The following is a 17,601-nucleotide window of genomic DNA, read 5'->3' as shown; positions in this document are numbered from 1 at the left end:
ACGACCGTCCTCGACGGCGCAATGATCGACCAGCCGGTGGTCGGAAGCGCACGGCCAATATCGAAGGTTTATCAATCGCAATTTGACGCCGCGAAGGCGAGGAAATCGGCGAGCTGACGCGTTGCGCGGCTTTGCTCGAAGCGCGGGTTCGTCACGATCAGCATCTGTCGTTCCGCCCAATCTTCGTCGAGGTCGATAAGCCGCAGCTCCATCGCGGCAGCGGAATGTCGCGCTATCATGGCGGGAAGGATGCCGACACCGAAACCGGACTGCACCATTCGGCAGACGCCGTCGAAGCTGTCGACGCGAGCGCGGACGCGCAAGGTAATGCCTCGGCTGGCCGCGATACGCAGCAGCAGGCTCGTGATGGCGGCGTCATCTTCCATCAACACGAAATCCGCGTCCACCAAATCGCGCAGGCGAATAGAATCTCCCGCGGAATTGAAGTCGCGCGGTGCAAGGAGCACCAGTCGATCGCGGCGATAGAGGCGCTGATCCAGGCCATCCATGCCAGGATTGGCGATAACGACGCCCATATCGGCAGTGCCATCCCGGACGCGCGCGGCGATGGCGCCGCTATAGGCTTCACGCAAGTCCACGCGGATGTCAGGTTGCGCAACGCCGAAAGCAGCAAGATCGGCGGGCAGCATCTGGCTGATTGCCGACGTGCTCGCGAACAGCCGGACGGTGCCGATCACGCCGCGGGCATAATCGGAAAGCTCGCGACGGGACAGGTGCACCTTTCGGAAGATGTCCGCGGCATGCTGCATGAGCGCGACGCCCGCTGGCGTGGTGATCACGCCCCGGCCGGTCCGCTGGAGCAGCCGAACATGGTAGTAGTCCTCGAGCTGGGCGATCCGCTTGCTGACCGCCGCAAGGGCCATGTTATTCCGCTCGGCTACCTTCGATAGGCTGCCATGCTCGACGGCCTGGACGAACAGCCGGAGCGACGCAAGGTCGAGCGACTGGCGATAGTTCGAATCCGCCGTCTCCTCCAACTGCAAACCCCATCTTCTCGCGGCCAGCAAGAGCGTCGCCGACCCCAGGCGGGTTAGAGCATTGTCAGACTGAAGGCTACCTGCGCGACCATCCTGACACGGGCCGACACGCCGACGGTTTCGGGCGCCAGCGTGCGTCCAACCTTCGATGGACTGCCAGCTGGGGTCGGCGCCTTTCATCCGCGGATGCGAGGATCGTAAGAAGTCCGGGCGGTTCCAAGACGTCGTGCGCCATTGCGCCGAAGCCGCGCGATGTGCGCCCTTCTGCTTGACGAAGACCGCCGCGGCCATCCATCGATGCAGGCATGGCGAACACCCGCGCGACATCGTCTCCGGTCCCCGGGGGCGCTCCACCCACAAAGCCCCGCGTGCCGGCGCGGCCGCCGCAGGCGCGCGGCGAGATGCGTCGTAACGCAATCATGGACGCGGCGGAGTCCGTGTTCGCCGAGCGCGGCTATTACGGATCGTCGCTGCGCGAAGTGTCCGCCCGGTCCCAGGCGGCGATCGGGCTGATTGCTCACCATTTCCCGACCAAGGAGCTGCTGTTTCGCGCCGTCGTCCAGCGCAAGCTCGCGCGGCTCAACGCGATTATCGAGCAAAGCCTGGTGGACGCGATGGCCACGCATGGTGCGAACGGCGGAACGGTGGGCGGGCAAGAGCTGATTCGCGCCTTCATCGCCCCGTTTCTGGCCGCCTGCGCGCAGCAGGATGCCGAGATCCGCAACTATATCCGCCTCACCTCGCATTTCATGAGCGCCTATACGGTGCCCGAAGTGCGGCCGTCACTGCAAAGCCTGCAGCCGATCTCCACATTGTTTACCCGTCGGCTGCGCGAGCAGATGCCCGACATGGCCGAGCGCGATTTCGTCATCGGAGTCTATCTGATCGAGGCGGCGCTGATCTTCATGGTGCAGGACAAGGGGTTTCTCGAGGCGCTGTCCGGCGGCACCCTGCCGATGGAGCAGATCGACAGCCTGATCGGCCCCGCAGCCACCTTCTTCGACGGCGGGATGACGGCGCTGGCGCGGCAGCGGTGACCACCTAGCCCTTTCCCTAGTAGGTCGATCGACCAGTTTAAGAGACACTCTTCTGACGGCGAACATCATAAGCGCCGATGAACGGGAGAGAATGGATGGGCTTCACGCGCTTTACGACGGTGTCCTGCCTCGCGTTGTCGATCGCCGGTGCCGCGCACGCACAGACCGCGGCCCCGGCCGACCAGGGCGCCGATTCGACCGGTTCCGCCGGCCTCGAGGAAATCGTCGTCACCGCGCAGAAGCGGGCGGAGAACCTGCAGAATGTTCCGATCGCCGTCAGCGCGATTTCGGGCGAGGCGATCGCCAATATGAAGGCGGTATCGCTGCAGGGCCTGCAGGGCACCATCCCCAACATCCAGATCAACAATTTCTCGAACACCCCGAACACGGCGGTTTTCACGATCCGCGGCATCGGCGTGATCGAGCCCGATCCTTATGCGGGCAACACGGTGTCGATCGTGGTCGACGGGGTGCCGCAGTTCTTCTCGATGGGCGCGCTGCTCGACCTGTATGACATCGATCGGGTGGAGGTGCTGCGCGGTCCGCAGGGCACGCTGTTCGGAGCGAACACGACCGGCGGTGTCGTCAATATCGTGACAGCCCAGCCCACCGGCGAATTCGGCGGCAAAGCGGAATTGAGCTACGGCAACTACAAGCGGTTCGATGCCGCGGGCGCCCTGGATTTCCGTCTCAGCGACACGCTGTCGAGCAAGATCGTCGTATCGCACAGCCAGCGCGACGGCTTCGTCACCAATGTCGTCGACGGCAGCGACATGGGCAAGCGCAACGTCACGATCCTGCGCGGCTATCTCAAATATCAATCCGGCGATTTCGACGCGACCCTGATCGGCGAATATGATCGTGCGCGCAACGGCGCCCCGATCGTCGTCAGCGGCGCGCTGCCGGGCGAGGCGATCTATGTCGCTCCCGGCACCGCAGGGATGTACGTGTCGCCCTGTACGACCCCAGGCCAGCCTTGCAACGCACCCGGTAAATTTCGGTCGGCCAACAACAGCGTTCCCGACGTCAGCGACATGAACACCTATCGCGGCACGCTGACCATGAACCTGCGCAATTCCGCGATCGGCGACATCACGGCGATCACGGGCTACAAGAAGTTCGACCTGCTCGAGTTCACCGACCAGGACGGCACGCCGCTGTTCCTCAACGACACCCGCCGTTACACCGAGGGCTGGCAGTTCAGCCAGGAAGTGCGGACCGACGTCGACCTGGGCGACATCGGCAACGTCATCCTCGGCGGCTTCTACATGAAGACCCATTATGACCATTCGCAGGATTACCGGCTGCAGTTCGCCGCACCGGGCCTGCTCCAGGTCAACACCCAGGATCAGGACAACTGGTCGGGATCGCTGTTTGCCCAGGCCTATTTCGACCTGACCGACCGGCTGCGGGCGCAGGCCGGCATCCGCTACGCTCATGAGAAGACCGACATGACAGCGGCGACGCTCGCCTCGGTCAATCTGTCGGGCAACACCGACTATGACGGCACCGGCAATATCCCCCTGCCGGCCAATTCCGCCGGCCCGATCCGCGGGGTGAAGAGCTGGAACAAGGTCGGCTGGAAGATCGGCCTCGACTACAAGCCCACCGGCGGTACCCTGATCTACGGCTATTGGGCGCGCGGCTTCAAATCGGGCGGTTTCACCGGTCGCCTCGGCCTGCCGTCCGACATCGGCCCCTATGACCCCGAGACCGTCGACACCTTCGAAGCCGGCGTCAAGGCGGACCTGCTGGATCGCCGGCTACGCGCCAACCTCTCGGGCTTCTACACCAACTACCGCGATATCCAGGTCGCCCAGATCTACTTCCTCAATACCCCGGCCGGCCCCGTTCAGGGCAACACCATCCTCAATGCGGCCAAGGCCACGATCAAGGGCTTCGAGCTGGAAATGACCGCGCTGCCCGCCGACGGGCTCACGCTGACCGGGTCGCTCGCCTATCTCGATGCCAGCTACAAGGACTTCCCCTTCATCGATCCGCTGTCAGTCAGCCCGAGCAATCCGACCGGGATCATCTCCAACCTGAAGGGGCTGCGCCTGCAGAACGCTCCCGAATGGTCGGCGACGGCGGGCGCGACCTATGCCTTCGCCCTGATGGGCGGAACGACCCGCGCGCATATTCTCTACAGCTACACGGCGCCGAAATATCTGACCGCGATCCAGGACACGCCCCGCGCGCGGATCCAGGCGACCCACCTGGTCGATGCGAATATCGACTGGAGCCCCGATGGCGCGCGGTGGACCATCGGCCTGTGGGGCCGCAACCTGCTCGACAACCGCTATCTCCAGAGCGTCTACGATTCACCCGGCTATGGCGGAATCGCGAATTACGCCTCGCCCCGCGAATATGGCGTCACCGCAAAGATCAGCTTCTGACGTCGACCATTTCGGGCGCGGCTTCGATCGACCGCGTCCTATCGAGGAGAAGGGCATGGCCCGAGTGGAAGGAAAGATCTGCGTCGTCACCGGTGCCGCCTCGGGCCTCGGCGCGGCGGATGCGCGGCGGTTGACCGAGGAGGGCGCCACCGTGGTGTTGACCGATGTCGACGAGGGCCGCGGCGCGGCGGTGGCGGGGGCACTGCCCCGCGCCGTCTTCCTCCGCCACGACGTCACCGAGGAGGCGGGCTGGGCGGCGGTGGTCGCGGAGGTCGACCGGCGCTTCGGCCGGCTCGATGTCCTCGTCAACAATGCCGGCCTGGTCCGTTTCGCCTCGGTCGAGGATTGCTCGCTGGAGGAATATCGCCTGCACCAGCGGGTGATGTCCGAAGGAAGCTTCCTCGGCTGCAAGCATGCCATCCCCCTGATGGCTCGGTCGGGGGGCGGATCGATCATCAACGTCTCCTCGGTTGCCGCGACCAAGGGCATCGGCGTGATCCCTGCCTACAGCGCGGCCAAGGGCGCGATTTTGTCGCTCTCGCGCAGCGTCGCGGTCCATTGCCAGGAGAAGGGCTATGGCATTCGCTGCAACGCGATCGTCCCCGGTGCCCACGACACGCCGATGACGGCGGCGGCGATGTCCAGCCTGCCGCAGGAGGAGGCCGGCCTCGCCCAGATCCAGGCGCAGGGCCAGGGCAAACCCGAGGACGTCGCCAATCTGGTGCTGTTCCTCGCCTCCGATGAATCCCGCCAGATCACCGGGACCCATTTCGTGATCGACAATGGCGAGACGATGAAATGACCCGCGCGATCGTCGGAGCCTGGTGGTGACGGCCGGTACCCATAGCGTTCCCGCCACGCTGTCCGCCCGCGAGATAGGCTGCCTGCGGCTGAGTGCGCTGGGCATCGGTGACGAGGAGATTTCCCATGAACTGCGGATCAGCCGCTGGACGGTGCGCTTCCACCTCCAGAATGCCTGCCGGAAGCTGCTCGCGACCAATCGGCGCCACGCCATCTACATGGCTGCCAAGCGCAGCATCATCTGACCGCGAAAGGGCGATGCGATGACCCACCTCGAAGCACTGTCCGCCATCGCCGACCGACAGGCGATCGCCACCAATCTGGCGCGGCACAGCCGGGGCGTCGACCGCAACGACCTCGCTCTGCTCCGTTCGGTCTATCATGACGACGCGGAGGTCTCCTACGGCCTGTTCGACGGGCCGGCGGCGGATATGGCCGCCTATCTCACCGGGGCGATGCTGGGCCAGCCGGTCACCCTGCACCGCACCGGCCATATGTGGATCGAAACCGAAAACGACCGGGCGCGATCGGAAAGCTACGTCATCGCCTATCTGTCGACACCGGGCGATGGCGGCGAAGGTGGTGGCGAAAGCGGCGATGGGCAGGTCCAGCGCCTGATCGGCGGCCGCTATCTCGACCGGCACGAACGCCGCGACGGCGTCTGGCGGATCGCCCACCGCACCTATGTGATGGATTGGAACAGCAACCGACCGGGCAGCGGGCCGCCGCCGTTCGGCAGCGCATCTCCACTCGCCGCCTTCGCCCCGCGCGGCGGCCAGCTCGGGCAGGACCCCGGCACCACCCTGCTCGCGCTCTGGAAGACGCGGCAGGATCAACAGACGACCGAAAGGACGACCGACATGCAGCCCCAGGACATCGACGCCGTCGTCGCCCGCGACGCGATCCACCAGCTCTCGGTCGCCTATTGCCGGGGCGTTGACCGTGCCGATGCGGCGCTGATCCGGTCGGTCTTTCACGATGATGGCAGCTTCGTCGGTGCGGGGATGAGCGGCAGTGCCGACGATTTCGCGGTCGCGACCGCAGAGCTCGTCCGCACCGCGTTCAGGACCAGCTTCCACTCGATCGCCAACGAGTGGGTCGAGGTGAAGGGCGATCATGCGATCGGCGAAATCTACGTCATCGCCTTCAGCCGCACCCAGGGCGGCGGCGAGGACGGAGCCGACCAGGACAATTTCATCGGTGGCCGCTACCTTGACCGGTACGAGCGGCGCGGCGGCGTCTGGAAGATCGCCGAACGCGTGTTCGTGCAGGACTGGATGACGACCCATGCCTCGACCCATCAGGACGACGGCATGTACGCGCAGCTGCCGACCCGCGGCGGCTTTGCGCCCGACGATCCGGTCTACGCCTTTTGGACCGCCTGACCTCCCCCGCCGCCTGACAGGACCCGCTATGATCAAGCCGCCCCTCCATCCCCTGACGCTCGACGGCCGCGACGCATCGAATCTGCGCGGCGATCCGATCACCGGCGACCGCTACACCAGCCGCGATTTCATGCAGCGCGAGTGGGACCATATGTGGACCCGCATCTGGCACGTCGCCGGCCGCACCGCCGAGCTGGAGGAGCCGGGCGACTATGTCGTCCACGATTTCATGAAGGAGAGCGTGATCTGCGTCCGCCAGGACGACGGCTCGATCCGTGCCTTCTACAATGCGTGCGGCCACCGCGGACAGCGGCTCGCCTGGAATGCTGCGAGCGTGACCGAGGGCTTCCAATGTCCGTATCATGGCTGGCTGTGGGGCAAGGACGGCGTGCTGCGGGCGGCGCAGGACCCCGAGGATTTCCCCCAAGGCAATCCCTGCGGCAAGCTGAAGCTGAAGGAGCTGCGCTGCGACGTCTGGGGCGGGATGGTCTGGTACACGATGGACCCGGACGCGCCCGCGCTCGCCGACTATCTGGCGCCGATCCCGGAGATCTACGCCCATTATCCGATGGACACGGCAGTCCGCGTCTTCTGGATGAAGATCAACCTGAATACCAACTGGAAGTTCGCGACCGACAATTTCTCGGAAAGCTACCATACCCGAACCGCGCATCCGCAGGTGCCGCCATGGATCGACCAGGACGTCGACACCGCCCGGCACGAAATGTACCCCGGCGGCCATGGCCGCACCGTCCAGCCGATGCGCCCCTCGCTCAGCGACCGCCTGCCCGAGGGGGTGCCGCATCCCTTCGATTCGATCCTGCGCCAGTGGGATATCGATCCCGGCTCGTTCCCCGATTACGAGACCAAGGCGATGCAGGGCTGGCTCGACTTGAAGGCGGCCAAGCGCCGTCTTTGGCAGGAGCGCGGCTACGTCCATTATGAGCATATGGACGACGAGGAGATCACCGACAGCCCGCACACGGTGATCTTCCCGAACGTCACCATTTCCTTCCTGCCCGACAATCTGATCTTCTTCCGCACCGAGCCGCACCCCGAAGATCCCGACAAATGCACCTTCGACCTGTGGTGCATGGCCTTTCCGGTGAAGGGGCAGAGGGTCGTCGAGTCGATCATGGCCGGCCCGCAGCCGCTGCGCGAGGCGGAGCTGGAGGTGCGCGATTTCGACAATGGCCGCGGTGTGCCCGAGATCGACGGACAGATCGTCTTCCAGGACATGATGCTCGCCGAAGGCCAGCAGCGCGGCATGTATTCGCGTGGCTACAGCGACGCCTATCTGTCAGCCCAGGAGACCCGCGTCCGCTTCTTCCACGAAGTGCTCAACGATTATCTGGAGGGGCGGCGTTAGAACGCCGTCTCGTATTCCTGATGGCGTGGAAGCAGGGCGCCGACCGATCGAACAAGGTCGTTCAACGTTCTTCGGCTTCGGCTGGCGTTATATTGCCGATGGGCTCCGGCAGTCGGCGGTGGTTGATCCTGCGCTTCTGCACATCTCCGCACGCTCGGGCGCAGGTTGAAAGCATGGTGCGCGAAGACCGGCATAGCCCCGGGCGATGGCGATATTCCGGAACAATGGGCGGGGCGACCCGTTGGTCCACGCTACCCCAGACGCTGTTGTTTGAGTGGTCCGGGTGCCGGCGCCGCGAAGGAAAAGATGCAGCTGGGAGCAGCCAATGATCGAGCGATCGCTGAAGCACGGCAGGCCGCGCAGACATGCGGCGAGCCGCGGCTCGTGTCGGGCGCCACGGCAATTGCGGTGCGTCTGATCTGGGGCACCCTGGTCATCGGCGGGGCCAGCAGGGTGGCGTTTCGCACCGCGCCCTGGCTGTGCGGCGGCGAAACCGATATCGCGCAATGAAGGCGGCGGCGATGGAGGCGGGGGGCATGACCTCGCGTTGGCGCTGGGTGGTGCGGCTGCTATTCCGCCGCATCTGGTTTCGCGCGGCGCTGTTCTCGCTATCGTCGGTCGTGCTCGCTCTGCTGGCCGCCTTCGTCGCTCCGTTCATCCCCTACGAGATCAGCACCAAGATCGGCTCGGACGCGGTCGACAACATCCTCGGGATCCTCGCCTCCTCGATGCTGGCGGTCACGACCTTCTCGCTCACGGCGATGGTTTCCGCCTTCTCCGCCGCGAGCGGCACGATCACGCCGCGCGCGACCCAGCTGCTCGTCGAGGATTCGACCGCGCAGAACGCGCTTTCAACCTTCATCGGCGCGTTCCTGTTCTCGATCGTCGGAATCTGCGCGCTATCCACCGGCATCTACGGCACGTCGGGCCGGGTCATCCTGTTCGCCGGCACCATCCTCGTCATCGCGATCATCGTCATCACCCTGCTGCGCTGGATCGGGCATCTGTCCAGCTTTGGTCGGGTCGGCGACACGATCGACCGCGTCGAGAAGGTGGCCCGGGCGGCGGCCGATCGATGCGGTTACACGGTCAGCGTCGTACCCGCCGACAGGCCGGCCACGCGCGGCCGGCGCCCCGTCCGCCCCGAGAAGATCGGCTATATCACCCATATCGATCTGAAGGCGCTCGACGAGATCGCCTCGCGCCTCGCCTGCGCGATCGACGTGGCAGCGATGCCCGGCGCATTCGTGACACCCGGCCGGGAGATCGCTTGGCTCGACCGCGGCGACGCGAAGGCCGATGCCGAGATCCGCGGCGCCTTCACCTTCGACCATCGCCGCCAGTTCGATCACGATCCGCGGCTCGGCTTGATCGTGTTGTCCGAGATCGCGTCGCGAGCCTTGTCGCCCGCGGTCAACGATGCCGGCACCGGCATCGCCGTGCTGGGATCGGGGGTGCGGGTGATGGCCGCCTTGCTGGATGAAGGCCGGACCGGCGGTACGGACAACGAGCGCGTCCGGCTTCCCGAGATCAGGATCGACGACCTGCTCGACGACCTGTTCCGGCCGATCGCGCGCGATGGTGCCGGCATCGTCGAAGTCGCGATCAAGCTTCAGCGCTCGCTCGCGGAAATCGCCGCGATGGCGCCTTCGGCGCATGGGCTGCTGGCGATACGCGCCGCGGACGCCCTCGCGCGCTGCCAGGCCGCGATGGCCGCAACGTCCGACCTCGAATGCGTGCGCGGCGTGTATCGAGCGCACTGGACCGATCAGGAGTCCGAAGCTGGAGCTTGAGCCCACCCCGGAGGTTGTCGCGTGATGGAAGCAGGCACGTTCTCGCCGATCCACATCTCCTGGGCCGAAGCGCTGCTGCGCATCGGCGCGTCGATGCTCTTGCCGCTGATGGTCGGCATCGATCGCTTTCTGCGCCGCAAGCCGATCGACTTCCGCCCGTTCATGATCGTGGCGCTGGCAGCCTGCTCGCTGGCGCTGACGATCATGGAACTCGCGGCGCGCGCCGCCGAGCCGGACATCGATCTCGGGCTCAGCCGCGTTTTTGCCGGCGTCATCACCGGGATCGGGTTCCTCGGGGCCGGCGCGATGTTTCGCGAGGACAGCTACGTCAAGGGCGCCGGCTCGGCGGCCTCGATCTGGGCGGCGGGGGCGATCGGCCTGATCTGCGGGGTCGGCCTGCTGTGGCTTGCAGGGCTGCTGGCGGTCGGCGTGCTGATGGTGCTCGTCCTCAGCGCCCCGTTCACCGGGAAATATGACGCGGAGTAGCGGCGAGGTCGGCGGGAGCGAAAGCGCGCGTGCAGCGTTCGCGTGTCATGTTCTTCGACGATCTCCAAGGCCTGCTGCGCGTTGCGGTGATCTCGCTGCTCGCCTATGCCGCGATGGTCGTCGTCCTGCGGATCGCCGGCAAGCGATCGCTCGCCAAGCTCAACGCCTTCGATCTGGTCGTGACCGTGGCGCTCGGCTCGACCCTGGCCACGGTATTGCTCAGCAAGGATGTCGCGCTCGCGGAAGGCGTCCTCGCCTTCGCCGCGCTGGCGACGCTACAATGGCTCGTCTCTCGCACCTCGGTGTCGAGCGCGTGGTTCCGGACGCTGGTGCGCGCCGAGCCGCGACTATTGCTCGAAAATGGCGCGTATCGCCGCGGCGCCATGGCCAAGGAGCGCGTGACCGAGGCCGAGATCGACGCAGCGGTGCGAAATGCCGGACATGGGCGGCTGGAAGCGATCGCCGCCGTCGTTCTGGAGACCGATGGCAGCATGAGCGTCATCGCGCGCGGCGACGACGAGGAACTGACCGCGCTATGCTCGGTGCGGCGTTGAGCCGCCGCTCCCGGTCGCATTCTGCCCCGGAACGTGAAGCGGCCGAAGCCCGCGATGCAGGGCAGGGCTGACCTCTCGGGCGGCGTCGGACCTCAACGATCCGGATGGCTACCCGCCGGCACCAGGCCGCCCAGTGCAGACAGGTCGGATCCCGCCGGCCGCTGGAACAACCGCAGTCCGAACTCGGGCATGAGAGCGATCAGGTGGTCGAAGATGTCCGCCTGTATTCCCTCATAGTGCGACCAGATGGTGGTGTTGGCGAACGCGTAGATCTGTAGCGGCAACCCGTTTTCGCTCGGCGCCAGCTGGCGCACGAGCAAGGTCTTGTCGTCATCGATATCGGGCCTGGCCTGCAGATAGGCGAGCACATAGGCCCGGAAGGTCCCGATATTGGTCAGTCGCCTTCCATTCAGGCTCGTGCCTGCGGCCTTTCTGGCGTTCCACGCCTCGAGCTCGCGGCGCTTGGCGTCGAGATAATCGCCGAGCAGCGTGAAGCGCGACATGGTCTCCAGCTTCTCGTCATCCAGGAATCGCACGCTGTTCTGGTCGATCATGAGGGATCTCATGATCCGCCGTCCCCCCGATTCCGACATTCCGCGCCAGTTGCGGAAGCTTTCCGAGATGAGACGATGGGTGGGGATCGTCGTGATCGTCTTGTCGAAATTCTGGATCTTCACGGTATGCAGGGCGATGTCGATGACGTCGCCGTCGGCGTTGAACTGCGGCATTTCGATCCAGTCGCCGACGCGCACCATGTCGTTCGACCCGATCTGCACCGACGCGACCAGCGAGAGGATCGTATCCTTGAAGACCAGCAACAGGACCGCCGCCATGGCGCCGAGGCCCGACAACAGCAACAGGGGAGACCGGTCCATCAGCGTGGCGATGATCAGGATAACGCTCGCGGCGTAGATCAGCAGCTTGGCTAGTTGCACATAGCCCTTGATCGGCCGGTTCGCCGCATGGGGGCGCCGCTGGTAAAGCTCGTTCGCGAGGGTGAGAAGCCCGCCGAACGCTATGGCGATCGTCAGGATGATGAACGCCGCGCATAGGCTACGGACGAAAAGGATCATCTCCTCGGGCAGATTCGGCACCGTGCCGATACCCAGCTGGATGACGAGCGCCGGCACGATATTCGATGCCCGCGCGACGACCTGCCCGAGATGCTCGACCTCGACGATGAAGGACAGATGCCCCAATCCGCGCAGCATCACCCTCAGCAATATCCGTTTGGCTATCCAGTTGGCGATCAAGGCCAGCAGGCCCAGCAGCAACAGCGCGCCTCCCGTCTGTATCCAGGGTTGGTCGATGAGGGCGAGCGTCTGCGACCGGATATGGTCTTCGACGGCCGAAAGCTGTTCGATCAAGCCTGCTTCTCCGTTGCGAAGGGATCGTCATACATCGAGCGACCGGCGGTCTCGGGCATGAACCGCAGCGCGAAGAGGCCCACGGCGCAGGCGAGCATCATGTAAAGCGCCGGCATCAGTTCATTTCCGGTGAGGCTGATCAGCCCGCTGCCGATCGCGGGCGCGGTCCCCCCGAAGATCGACGTGGAAATATTATAGGCGATCGCGAAACCCGCGAACCGGATCCGCGTCGGGAACAGCGCGGGGAAGGTTGCCGAGATCGTCGCGAGCTGCGGCACATAGAGCAGCCCGAGCAGCACGAAACCGGCGATCGCGCCCCAGAGGCCCGTGGCCATCAGCATGTACAGCGGCACGGCCCCGACCAGCAGCCCGACCAGCGAGATCCGCCACATCGGCCGTCGGCCGATCCTGTCCGACAGCGCGCCTGCCAGGGGGAGGAACAGCATCATCAGCAGCATGCCGATGATCGGCACGATGAGGGCTTCGTCGGGCGACAGCCCGATCCGCCGCTGCAAATAGGTCGGCATGTAGCTCAGCAAGGTATAGTTGACGACGTTGAGCGCCACGACCAGTCCACCGACGACCAGGACAGGCCTCCAATGCGCGCGCAGCAGCGGGCCAAGGCGCGGCGGGGGCGCGTGGTCGTCCGCCATCGCCGCCGCGCGGAAGACGGGCGTGTCTTCCATCTTCGACCGCAGGTACATGCCGATCAGGCCCATCGGTGCGGCGACGAGGAACGGAATGCGCCATCCCCATGCGTGCATGACCTGGTCGCCCAGCATCAGCGAGAAGCCCAGCATCAGCGATGCGCCGAGCGAAAAGCCGGCCAGCGTCCCGAATTCGAGAAAGCTGCCGTAGAAGCCGCGCCGGTCGTCGGGGGCATATTCGGCCATGAACGTGGCCGCGCCGCCATATTCGCCCCCCGTCGAGAAGCCCTGCACCATCCGCAGCAGGATCAGCAGGCCCGGCGCCCAGAAGCCGATGACCGCGTGGTCCGGAATCAATCCGACGCACAGCGTGGCACCCGACATCAGAAGGATCGTCAGCGCGAGCACCGACTTGCGCCCCAGCCGGTCGCCCAGCGGCCCCCAGAAAAGTCCGCCGAGCGGCCGTACGAGAAACGAGATGGCGAAGGTCGCCAGCGCGAACAATATGGCTTCCTCCGTCGCGCCGGGGAACAGCGCGGCGGAGATGTAGGTCACGCCATAGGCGTAGATGCCATAGTCGAACCATTCGGTCGCGTTGCCCATGGCGGATGCGGCGATGGCGCGGCGCAGGGTCGCGTCCTCGGCGGCGGGCGTCGGCGGCGGCATGGCCGCCGCGGGCGAGGTTGCGTTCATGATGCCCGTCCTTCGGTCGCGCGCGCGTCCAGCGTGTTGGGATCGAGCAGCGACGCCATGGGTGTCGTTCGCGGAACGATCTGGAACTCCTGCTGTTCATGGTCCGGCACGGGGGGCGACGCCTTTTGCCGCCACAGGCCGAAAGCCAGCGCCAGCAAGGCGCAAAGCGCGATGAACTGGAATAGTCCGCCCGTGCCCGCGAAGGTCATGAAGCCCGCCGCGCAGACCGGGCCGAGCGCCGCGCCGATCGAGTAGAGCAGCACGAGACGGCCGCTTGCCGCCACCCGCTCGCTTTCCAGGAGCCGGTCGTTGCAATGGGCGACGCAGAGCGGATAGAGCGCGAAGCAGAGCCCGCCGAACAACGCCCCCAATATCAACAGCATGCCCCCGCTCGAGCCTTGCAGCGCGAGCGCCAGGCTGATCAGTGCCGCGGCCGCGAAGCTGGCGATGATGACCCGCCGCCGGTCGTAGCGATCGGAGAGCCGGCCCAGCGGCCATTGCAGCATCACGCCGCCCAGGATCACGATCATCATGAACCGCGCGGTCTCCGCGAGATCGAGCCCCAGCCGCCGGACGTGCACGGCCGCGAGTCCGTAGAAGGCGCCCAGCATCGCGCCCGTCGCGAAGGCGCCCGTCGCCCCCAGCGGCGAGGCGCGCAGCAACGACCGGATCGTAAAGGCGCTCGCCCTGATCGGTGCCGGTGCCGAACTGCGGGTCAGGCACAGGGGAATGATCGCCAGGGAAACGAGCATGGATGCGAGCTGGAAGGGGATGGCCGGCAATGTGCCGCTGGCCCCCAGCAGCAACTGGCCGATCGCCTGCCCCGAATATAACGCGACCATATAGGCGGCCAGCACGCTGCCCCGCACGTCCGGCGCGGATCGATCGTTGAGCCAGCTTTCCAGGCACACGAACACGCCCGCGACGCAAATTCCGTCGATCAGCCGCAACCCCGTCCAGAACAGTGGATGGGCGAGCAGAGCATAGGCCAGGGTGCTGGCCGACAACAGGGCCACGAAGGCGGCGAAGGCGCGAATGTGGCCGACCCGCCGGATGACGCTGCCGGCGCGGAGAGCGCCGATGATCAGCCCGGCAAAATACGCCGTGGCGACGATTCCGATGGCGATCGTGCCCGTGCCGCGGCGCTCGAGCCGCAGGCTGATCAACGTGGCCAGGAAACCGCTGCCCGCCATCAGCATGAAGATGGAAAGCAGAAGGCTGCGCACCGGCTGGACGGCCGCGAACAGGCCGCCGCGAGCGGACAGGCTCAAGCCGCGCACCGCCTTTCCACCGCGTCTCCTCCATCCTCAACGAGCACCTCGTGGAGCGCACGGACGGCGGCGTCGTAATGCGCCACGTCGATGACGAACTGAACGTCCACGTTGCGGATCTGATGATGCATCGCCATGACGTCGATGCCTTCGCTGGCCAAGGCGCCCAGCGCGTCCGCCATCAGCGATGGCCGCGAGATGTCGCTGCCGATGGCCGAAACGATCGCGACCGGCTGGGCCGAGATCGCGGCGTCCGGGTAGCGGGACTGCAGATCGTCGATCACCCGCTTCATCATGCCCGCTTCGGCCGACAGATAGTGCGTGATCGTGTTGGCGTTGGACGATTTGCTCACGATCCAGGCGTCGTGTCGCGCTAGCGCCTCCAATATGGCGGCGTCGTAGCCTTTTACCCCCACCATGTCCTGTTCGAAGAACTGCAGCGCCTGGGCACGACGGATCCCGGTCACGATCTCGACGCGCGGGCTTTCGGAGACGTAGTCGCCGCAGATCAGCGTGCCTTCGCCTTCGCGATCGAAGGTGTTGCGCACCCGCAGGGGAATGCCCGCCTGACGCAGGCCGCGCCCGGCACCCGGATGGATCGCCTCCATCCCGAGATTGGCGAGCTGGTCGGCGACGTCGTAATTGGTTCGCCCGATCCTGCGGGTCCGGTCGGCCCCGAAGAGCTTCGGATCGGCGCTCGACAGGTGGAATTCCTTGTGGATGATCGCCTCTCGCGCCTGCGTGAGGACGGCGACGCGCGAGAAGGTTATCTCGGAATAGCCCCGGGCGTAGCGCTGCACCATGCCTTCCCTGCATCCCGTATATCCGGTGACGATCGGCAGCGTGGAGCCGAGGTCTATCGGCTTCAGCGTCTCGACGATCCGTTCGTCCAGCGTGCGGAGATCGGACTGTTCCCAGAGCGTGAAATCGACGAGCACGGCATTGACGCCCCGGCTGCGCAACAGGAGCGTCGTGTTGTGGGCGCTATGCGCTTCGCCCAGCCCGGCCAGCAACTCGCGGACCGTCAGGAGCTGCTGCTGGACGCAGAAGCGGCCGTGACGGCGAACGCGTGCCAGATCGTCGAGGCATGCCGCCAGGCCGTCGATCCGCTTGTCGACGAAGGCGTCGGCCTGTCCGAGGGTGTCCGGGGAGACGAACATCTCCGCGTTGCGCGCGTGCATGGCATCGCGGACCTCTTCCATCGCACCGCGCCATCCGTCGGCATCGTCGTCCGCGACGAAGCGGGTGTAGACGCCCGGCCTGCCGCTTTTCTTATGCTCGAGCAGAAGATCGGTCATGCCCGCATAGGCCGATACCACGAAGATGCGGCCGTAAAGCTCGGCATCCTTGCGCCCCGCGATGAGCACGTTGTCGAGCAACGTCGCGGTGGCGATCATCGACGTGCCGCCGATTTTTTCGACGCTGTGACAGCCGCTCACGGTCGCGCCTCCGTCAGTCGCCCGGCCATCGGCAGGATCGCCTGAAGCTCTCCGCGTGCCGCCACGAAGTCGGGGCGCGGCTTGTCCACGCCGAACGGATCCGCCAGCCGGTTGCTGACGGCGTTATAGACCAGGAACGCGTTGGCGCGGGGGAAGGGCGTGATGTTGCCGTTCGACCCGTGCATGATGTTGCAGTCGAAGATCACCACCGATCCGGGCTTGCCGACCGGTGCGGCGATGCCATGCCTATGCGCGAGCTCGGCAAGGCTGTCCTCGTCGGGCACGCCATATTCCTGTTTCTTGAGCGACATCCGATAATGATCCTCCGGCGTCTCGCCCACGCAGGTCAGGAAGCTGCGATGCGATCCCGGGATCAGCATCAGCGGCCCGTTATGCGGGGTGTTTTCGGCGAGCAGGACGGACATGGACAGCGCTCGCATGCGCGGCATCCCGTCTTCGACGTGCCAGGTCTCGAAATCGCTGTGCCAGTAGAATTCCTTGCCCTGGAAGCCCGCCTTATAGTTGAGGCGCGACTGATGGATGTAGACCTCGTCGTCGAGCAGGAAACGGGCGATCCCCACCAGCCGCTCGTCGGCGGCGAGGCGGGCGAGCACGTGGCTCTGCGCATGTATCGCGAAGATCGACCGCACTTCCCGGCCGTCCGGCTCGGTGATCACGGTCTCCTCCTCCAGCGCATCGGGATCGGCGAGCAGCTTGCCCGCCTCGGCCTGCAGGTAGGTCACCTCGTCCTCGGAGAATATGTCGTCGAGGGCCAGATAGCCGTCGCGATCGAACCGCAGCGCCTGCTCGCGGCTCAGCGGGGCGTCGGCGCGCCAGTCGCCATGCACGACCGGGTCGCGGCGGGCCAGGAATTCGGCCTCTGGGGCGTGGCGGGACGGGTAGATGTCTTGCAAGGGGCTTCCCCTTTCTCGTTCGGCGTCAATTCGTGAAGGCGGCCTCGCGGAGCATGTCCGCTTGGGCGGGATAGGCGCCGTTTTCATCATGGACTTCGCGCCCGGTGACGGGCGGATTGAAAACGCAGGCGCACAGGATGTCGGTCGCGGGCCGCACGACATGCTTGTCATGGGCGTTGAGCGCATACATCACCCCGGGGACCAGATCGTGCGTGATGCCGGTGCCGAGGTCCTCGATCGTGCCGGTGCCCTTCAGCACCAGCACCGCCTCGAGATGATGCTGATAGTGCATATGCAGCTCCTCCCCCGCGAACATCGTGGTCACGTGGAAGGAGAAGCCCATATCGTCGTCCTTGAGCAGCAGGCGGGCGCTTTCCCACTGCTTCGACCGGACGTTCCGGTCGGACTTGCGGATCTTGCTGAGTTTGCGAACGATCATGACGTTCTCCTT

General features: G+C 65.7%; 17 protein-coding genes. 10 read left to right on the top strand and 7 right to left on the bottom strand.

Annotated elements, in window-relative coordinates:
* Positions 1-71: 71 nt before the first annotated feature.
* Positions 72-1,289 carry a LysR family transcriptional regulator gene (locus ASE22_RS26640; RefSeq protein WP_162248263.1) on the bottom strand — a complete coding sequence of 406 codons (1,218 nt, stop codon included), beginning with the start codon at positions 1,287-1,289 and terminating at the stop codon, positions 72-74.
* A gap of 77 nt (positions 1,290-1,366) precedes the next feature.
* Here ASE22_RS26640 and ASE22_RS03820 point away from each other — a divergent pair, with 77 nt between their 5' ends.
* The 10 genes from ASE22_RS03820 (at position 1,367) to ASE22_RS03775 (ending at position 10,819) form a co-directional block, all read left to right on the top strand.
* Positions 1,367-2,035 carry a TetR/AcrR family transcriptional regulator gene (locus tag ASE22_RS03820; RefSeq protein WP_162248264.1) on the top strand — a complete coding sequence of 223 codons (669 nt, stop codon included), beginning with the start codon at positions 1,367-1,369 and terminating at the stop codon, positions 2,033-2,035.
* A 95-nt stretch (positions 2,036-2,130) separates the two neighbouring features.
* Positions 2,131-4,431, top strand: a complete 2,301-nt coding sequence (locus tag ASE22_RS03815; RefSeq protein WP_056355159.1) for a TonB-dependent receptor — start codon at positions 2,131-2,133, stop codon at positions 4,429-4,431.
* Positions 4,432-4,486: 55 nt separating this feature from the next.
* Entirely contained in the window at positions 4,487-5,233 is a 747-nt protein-coding gene (locus ASE22_RS03810) for an SDR family oxidoreductase (protein ID WP_056355153.1), read from the top strand.
* A gap of 25 nt (positions 5,234-5,258) precedes the next feature.
* Positions 5,259-5,477 carry a helix-turn-helix domain-containing protein gene (locus tag ASE22_RS03805; protein ID WP_162248265.1) on the top strand — a complete coding sequence of 73 codons (219 nt, stop codon included), beginning with the start codon at positions 5,259-5,261 and terminating at the stop codon, positions 5,475-5,477.
* Positions 5,478-5,495: 18 nt separating this feature from the next.
* The gene (locus ASE22_RS03800; protein ID WP_056355147.1) at positions 5,496-6,617 is read left to right on the top strand and encodes a nuclear transport factor 2 family protein; all 1,122 of its coding nucleotides are present in this window, start codon (positions 5,496-5,498) and stop codon (positions 6,615-6,617) included.
* A 28-nt stretch (positions 6,618-6,645) separates the two neighbouring features.
* Positions 6,646-7,986, top strand: a complete 1,341-nt coding sequence (locus tag ASE22_RS03795; protein WP_056355144.1) for an aromatic ring-hydroxylating oxygenase subunit alpha — start codon at positions 6,646-6,648, stop codon at positions 7,984-7,986.
* Positions 7,987-8,292: 306 nt separating this feature from the next.
* Positions 8,293-8,496 (top strand): hypothetical protein, encoded by a 204-nt coding sequence (locus ASE22_RS03790; RefSeq protein ID WP_056355142.1) that lies wholly within the window; start codon positions 8,293-8,295, stop codon positions 8,494-8,496.
* 26 nt (positions 8,497-8,522) lie between these two features.
* Positions 8,523-9,779, top strand: a complete 1,257-nt coding sequence (locus ASE22_RS03785) for a DUF2254 domain-containing protein (RefSeq protein ID WP_082545732.1) — start codon at positions 8,523-8,525, stop codon at positions 9,777-9,779.
* A gap of 24 nt (positions 9,780-9,803) precedes the next feature.
* Positions 9,804-10,265 (top strand): MgtC/SapB family protein, encoded by a 462-nt coding sequence (locus ASE22_RS03780; protein ID WP_056355139.1) that lies wholly within the window; start codon positions 9,804-9,806, stop codon positions 10,263-10,265.
* 29 nt (positions 10,266-10,294) lie between these two features.
* The gene (locus ASE22_RS03775; RefSeq protein WP_235536505.1) at positions 10,295-10,819 is read left to right on the top strand and encodes a DUF421 domain-containing protein; all 525 of its coding nucleotides are present in this window, start codon (positions 10,295-10,297) and stop codon (positions 10,817-10,819) included.
* A 92-nt stretch (positions 10,820-10,911) separates the two neighbouring features.
* On the opposite strand, the gene ASE22_RS03770 is transcribed toward ASE22_RS03775, so the two are convergent.
* The 6 genes from ASE22_RS03770 to ASE22_RS03745 are packed head-to-tail and all read right to left on the bottom strand — an operon-like array spanning position 10,912 to position 17,589.
* Positions 10,912-12,186, bottom strand: a complete 1,275-nt coding sequence (locus tag ASE22_RS03770) for a mechanosensitive ion channel family protein (protein WP_056355132.1) — start codon at positions 12,184-12,186, stop codon at positions 10,912-10,914.
* On the bottom strand, positions 12,183-13,526 hold the full coding sequence (locus ASE22_RS03765; RefSeq protein ID WP_056355130.1) for an MFS transporter: 1,344 nt from the start codon (positions 13,524-13,526) through the stop codon (positions 12,183-12,185). Before ASE22_RS03765 ends, ASE22_RS03770 begins: the two co-directional genes overlap by 4 nt.
* Positions 13,523-14,773, bottom strand: a complete 1,251-nt coding sequence (locus ASE22_RS03760) for an MFS transporter (RefSeq protein ID WP_056356304.1) — start codon at positions 14,771-14,773, stop codon at positions 13,523-13,525. The genes ASE22_RS03765 and ASE22_RS03760 overlap by 4 nt, the downstream gene beginning before the upstream one ends.
* Positions 14,774-14,793: 20 nt before the next feature.
* Positions 14,794-16,236: an aspartate kinase gene (locus ASE22_RS03755; RefSeq protein WP_056355127.1), complete on the bottom strand. Its 1,443-nt coding sequence runs from the start codon at positions 16,234-16,236 to the stop codon at positions 14,794-14,796.
* Positions 16,233-17,150 carry an ectoine hydroxylase gene (thpD, locus tag ASE22_RS03750; protein ID WP_056355123.1) on the bottom strand — a complete coding sequence of 306 codons (918 nt, stop codon included), beginning with the start codon at positions 17,148-17,150 and terminating at the stop codon, positions 16,233-16,235. The genes ASE22_RS03755 and thpD overlap by 4 nt, the downstream gene beginning before the upstream one ends.
* A gap of 25 nt (positions 17,151-17,175) precedes the next feature.
* Positions 17,176-17,589 (bottom strand): ectoine synthase, encoded by a 414-nt coding sequence (locus ASE22_RS03745; RefSeq protein WP_056355120.1) that lies wholly within the window; start codon positions 17,587-17,589, stop codon positions 17,176-17,178.
* Between the last annotated feature and the right edge of the window lie 12 nt (positions 17,590-17,601).

The organism is Sphingomonas sp. Root720, assembly GCF_001428605.1.
GTDB lineage: Bacteria > Pseudomonadota > Alphaproteobacteria > Sphingomonadales > Sphingomonadaceae > Rhizorhabdus.
The sequence above is the reverse complement of the archived record's forward strand: the minus strand, read 5'-3'. Positions and strand labels throughout refer to the sequence as shown.

What these genes read in the sequence shown, in the direction of transcription:
- ASE22_RS03745 (WP_056355120.1), bottom strand. Translation starts at nt 17,589, where the DNA reads ATGATCGTTCGCAAACTCAGCAAGATCCGCAAGTCCGACCGGAACGTC.
- ASE22_RS03765 (WP_056355130.1), bottom strand. Translation starts at nt 13,526, where the DNA reads ATGAACGCAACCTCGCCCGCGGCGGCCATGCCGCCGCCGACGCCCGCC.
- ASE22_RS03800 (WP_056355147.1), top strand. Translation starts at nt 5,496, where the DNA reads ATGACCCACCTCGAAGCACTGTCCGCCATCGCCGACCGACAGGCGATC.
- ASE22_RS03810 (WP_056355153.1), top strand. Translation starts at nt 4,487, where the DNA reads ATGGCCCGAGTGGAAGGAAAGATCTGCGTCGTCACCGGTGCCGCCTCG.
- ASE22_RS26640 (WP_162248263.1), bottom strand. Translation starts at nt 1,289, where the DNA reads ATGGCCGCGGCGGTCTTCGTCAAGCAGAAGGGCGCACATCGCGCGGCT.
- ASE22_RS03790 (WP_056355142.1), top strand. Translation starts at nt 8,293, where the DNA reads ATGCAGCTGGGAGCAGCCAATGATCGAGCGATCGCTGAAGCACGGCAG.
- ASE22_RS03785 (WP_082545732.1), top strand. Translation starts at nt 8,523, where the DNA reads ATGACCTCGCGTTGGCGCTGGGTGGTGCGGCTGCTATTCCGCCGCATC.
- ASE22_RS03780 (WP_056355139.1), top strand. Translation starts at nt 9,804, where the DNA reads ATGGAAGCAGGCACGTTCTCGCCGATCCACATCTCCTGGGCCGAAGCG.
- ASE22_RS03795 (WP_056355144.1), top strand. Translation starts at nt 6,646, where the DNA reads ATGATCAAGCCGCCCCTCCATCCCCTGACGCTCGACGGCCGCGACGCA.
- ASE22_RS03815 (WP_056355159.1), top strand. Translation starts at nt 2,131, where the DNA reads ATGGGCTTCACGCGCTTTACGACGGTGTCCTGCCTCGCGTTGTCGATC.